This window comes from Nonomuraea sp. NPDC049637 (assembly GCF_040675235.1).
Lineage (GTDB): Bacteria > Actinomycetota > Actinomycetes > Streptosporangiales > Streptosporangiaceae > Nonomuraea.
Genome location: NZ_JBFAOM010000119.1, coordinates 1 through 3375, shown reverse-complemented (window position 1 = coordinate 3375; position 3375 = coordinate 1). Strand labels below are relative to the sequence as shown.

Sequence of the window (3375 nt, the reverse complement as noted above, 5' to 3'; positions counted from 1 at the left end):
GTGATGCGGCCGCCGTCGGCGGTGGACAGGTTGTAGACGTCCAGGGCCTTGCCGCTGTTGCGGTTGACCAGGACGTACCAGGCGTTGGTGTCGACCGTCGCGGCCGACGCCTCCTGGGCGGTGAGCAGCACGCCCACGAGAAGCAGGGCCGAGACGGCCGCGAGCACACGTCTCACAGGAACCTCCAGAGGTTGTCGTCCGAGCCGTTGTCGTCGGCGAGCACGACCTGCGCGCCCTGCGACGTGCCGGCGACGCCGAGGACCCGGCCGCCGCCCGCGCACTGGAGGCGGAAGGCGGCGGCCGACCCGTGGCGCAGCCGCCAGCGGTGATCGGCGGTGCCGTTGTCGGCCCACTGCACGACCCGCGACCCGGCGGCGGTGCCCATGTTCTCCACGCCCAGCACCTTCTGGCTGTGGGAGTTGCGCAGCCGCAGGTAGCCGCCGGTGTCGTTGACGGCGGTCCACAGGTGGTCGGCGGTGCCGTTGTCGCCCCACTGGACGACGAGCGCGCCGTCGGCCGTGGACATGCCGGTGACCCCGAGCACCATCCCGGTGCCCACGTTCTGCAGGCGCCGCGCGCCGTTCGGCAGGAACCGCCACTGGTTGTCCGGGCTGCCGTCGTCGGCGCCCTGGACCACCCGCGCGCCGTTGGCGGTCGAGCCGTTCTGGACGGCCAGCAGCTTCGAACTGTTGACGTTGCGGATCTTGACGGAGCCGTCGCCGACGTCGATGATCGTCCACCGGTGGTCGGCGGTGCCCGTGTCACCCCATTGGAGCACCGGCGCGTTGTCGGCGGTCGACATGTTCTCGACGCCGAGCACCTTCCCGCTGTTGCCGTTGCGGAAGCGCAGCGCGGCGCCGTCGACGATCGGGATCCAGTCGTGGTCGGCGGTGCCGTTGTCGGTCCACTGCAGGGCGGGGGCGCCGTCGGCGGTGGACATGTCCTGGATGCCGAGCACCAGCCCGCTGGCCGCGTTGACCAGCCGGAAACCGGCCCCCGCCGCCGAGCCGCCCTGGGTGTTCCAGTAGACGACGTAGTTGTGGCCGTGGGCGTCCTGGAACGGCTCCAGGCGCACCTGCGCGCCGCTCGCCGTCGCCGTGAAGGCGAGCGCGGTGGTGCTGGTCCGGGTGATCGAGGACGGGGTCAGGACCGGGGCCGACGACAGGCTCGTGTCCCCGTAGTCGCCCGACAGCACGACCGGCCCGTACGTCACGGCCTGCACGCCGGGGTTGTCCGCGGCGGCCTTCATGACCACCCGCATGGGCAGGCGCACGGTCACGGTGTCGCCGGACGACCACGTCCGGGTGAGGGCGGCGTAGCCGCCCGGCGCGGCCGCCACGTCCTGCCGGACCCCGTTGACGCTGATCGTCGCGCCCTGCGTCCAGGCCGGGATCCGGACGCGCATCGTCCACGATCCGCCCACGTTGCCGGTGACCTGCAGCGACGTGGTGTCGCTGACCGGATAGGAGGTGGTCTGGGTGACCGTGATGCCGCGCCGGCTCCAGTCGAGGACGGAGGGCACGAACAGGTTCACGAACAGGGTGGTGTCATCGTGGAAGTAGATCGAGTCCATGAGCTTGGTGTTGGTCTCGATCCCGGTGCCCTGGCAGCACCAGAACGAGCCGTAGTCCGTGCTCCAGGTGCCGCCGCCCCAGGCCGGACCGACGCCTCGCCGTCCGCCGGGGTTGAGCGGGGTGAAGTAGGTGACGTGCCCGTGCGCGTCCGCCGGGTTCTGCTGGCCGAGCAGGTGGTTGAGCAGGGCGTTCTCGTAGTAGTCGAAGTAGTCGGCCCGGTCGGGGGACAGCAGCCACAACTCCCGGGTCAGTTTGAGCATGTTGTAGGTGTTGCACGCCTCGCCGGTGTCCCTGGTCAGGTAGGAGGCGATCGCGCCGGGCGCGCGGAAGTGCTCGGCCTGGCTGTTGGAGCCGTTCACGTACGTGTGCGCGCCGACCGTGATGGCCCAGGCGTTGACGGCGATGTCGCGGTAGCGGGTGGCGCCCGTCGCCTTGTACTCGCGGGCCGCGCCGATCCACTTGGGCACCTGGGTGTTGGCGTGCAGGCCGTTGAGCCGGTCCTGGTTCGCGGCCAGCGGGTCGAACACGGCCGCGTGGTCGAACCGCTGTGCCGTGGCCAGCCAGCGGGGGTCGCCGGTCGCCTGGTACAGGTCGGTCAGCACGGCGTTCATGCCGCCGAACTCGGTGCCGAGCATGGCCTGCGTCTGGCCGGCGGACAACCGCGACGTCCGGGCGTCCACCCAGCCCGCCAGGGCCAGCAGCACGGACTTGGCCTGGGTGTCGCCGATCAGCCGCCAGACGTCCAGCAGCCCGGCCAGGGTCTTGTGGACGCAGTAGTACGGCACGTTGCCGTTGGTGAGCGTGCGGTTCTCCAGGGCCGTGAAGTCCGACTCGGGGAACCCGGACAGGTAACCGCCGGTGAACCCGGCGGCCGGGTTGTTCGCCTGGCATTTGGCCAGTTCCGCCACCATGTAGCGAGCCTTGTCGCGGCAGGTGGTGTCACCGAGCACGGCGTACGCCTGCGCCCAGGCCGTCAGGAAGTGGCCCTGCGCGTGCGACCGGAACGGGAAGCCGGGCGCGTCCCAGCCGCCGTTGGGCGCGGCGCCGCCGGTGGACAGCCGGTGGTTGGCGCGGAAGACGTACAGCAGCCGGTCGACGTCGACGAAGCGCAGGTAGGCGAGGGTGCGGTTCTGGTTGTCCAGCAGGCGGCCGGAGGTCAGCCGGACCTGGCCGAGGTCGAACTCGTAGGCGGAGACGTCGATGTCGGGCCTGCTCCAGGGGACTGCGGCCAGGGCGGGGGACGTGCCGGCCAGCTGACCGACGACGGAGAGCGCGGCGGTCGCGCCGGTGGCCTGGAAGAGCTGACGGCGGCTCAAGGACATGCGGAGCTCCTTGGGGTGGGGGGGCGGTGAACGGCCGGGGCCGGTCACGGGGTCAGCAGGTCAGCGCCTGCGCAAGGCCGTTGCCTGGTCTTCGGCGCAGCTTTGTTAGCGCTAACAAATGGCCGATCGGGTCACCGTCGTGTCCTGGACCATCGGTTGCATGTCGGGGGCTCCTTGGCTGGGTAGGGTGGTTAGCGCTAACATCGTCCTGCCGGTGGGTCTGGTCCGTAGTGAGGGAGTACATCCAACGGTCCGTCCGGCGTCAATGAGCGGATCGCCGGCCGAGCCGGGCTCTGTCCCGCGCATGCCTTCCCGCCTGGAGTTCTGTCTCCGCGGAGACGTCCCGTCACGATGAAAGTTTCACGGGGGATGCGGGAAGGCGACCCGCCCCCGGCTTCGCCGGGCCGGGGGCGGTCGGCGGGCGGAGCCGGGGGGGGGGGGGGCGGGGGGCCGGGGGGCGCGCGCGCGCGCGGGCCGCC

Annotated in this window: 1 protein-coding gene; it reads right to left on the bottom strand. The window is 71.4% G+C overall.

Annotation, left to right across the window (positions count from 1 at the left end):
- Window positions 1-172: 172 nt before the first annotated feature.
- Entirely contained in the window at window positions 173-2896 is a 2724-nt protein-coding gene (locus AB0J71_RS49820) for a beta-L-arabinofuranosidase domain-containing protein (RefSeq protein ID WP_364421457.1), read from the bottom strand.
- Window positions 2897-3375: the final 479 nt, after the last annotated feature.

Coding starts and splice junctions, on each gene's coding strand:
- AB0J71_RS49820 (WP_364421457.1), bottom strand. CDS start 2,896: ATGTCCTTGAGCCGCCGTCAGCTCTTCCAGGCCACCGGCGCGACCGCC.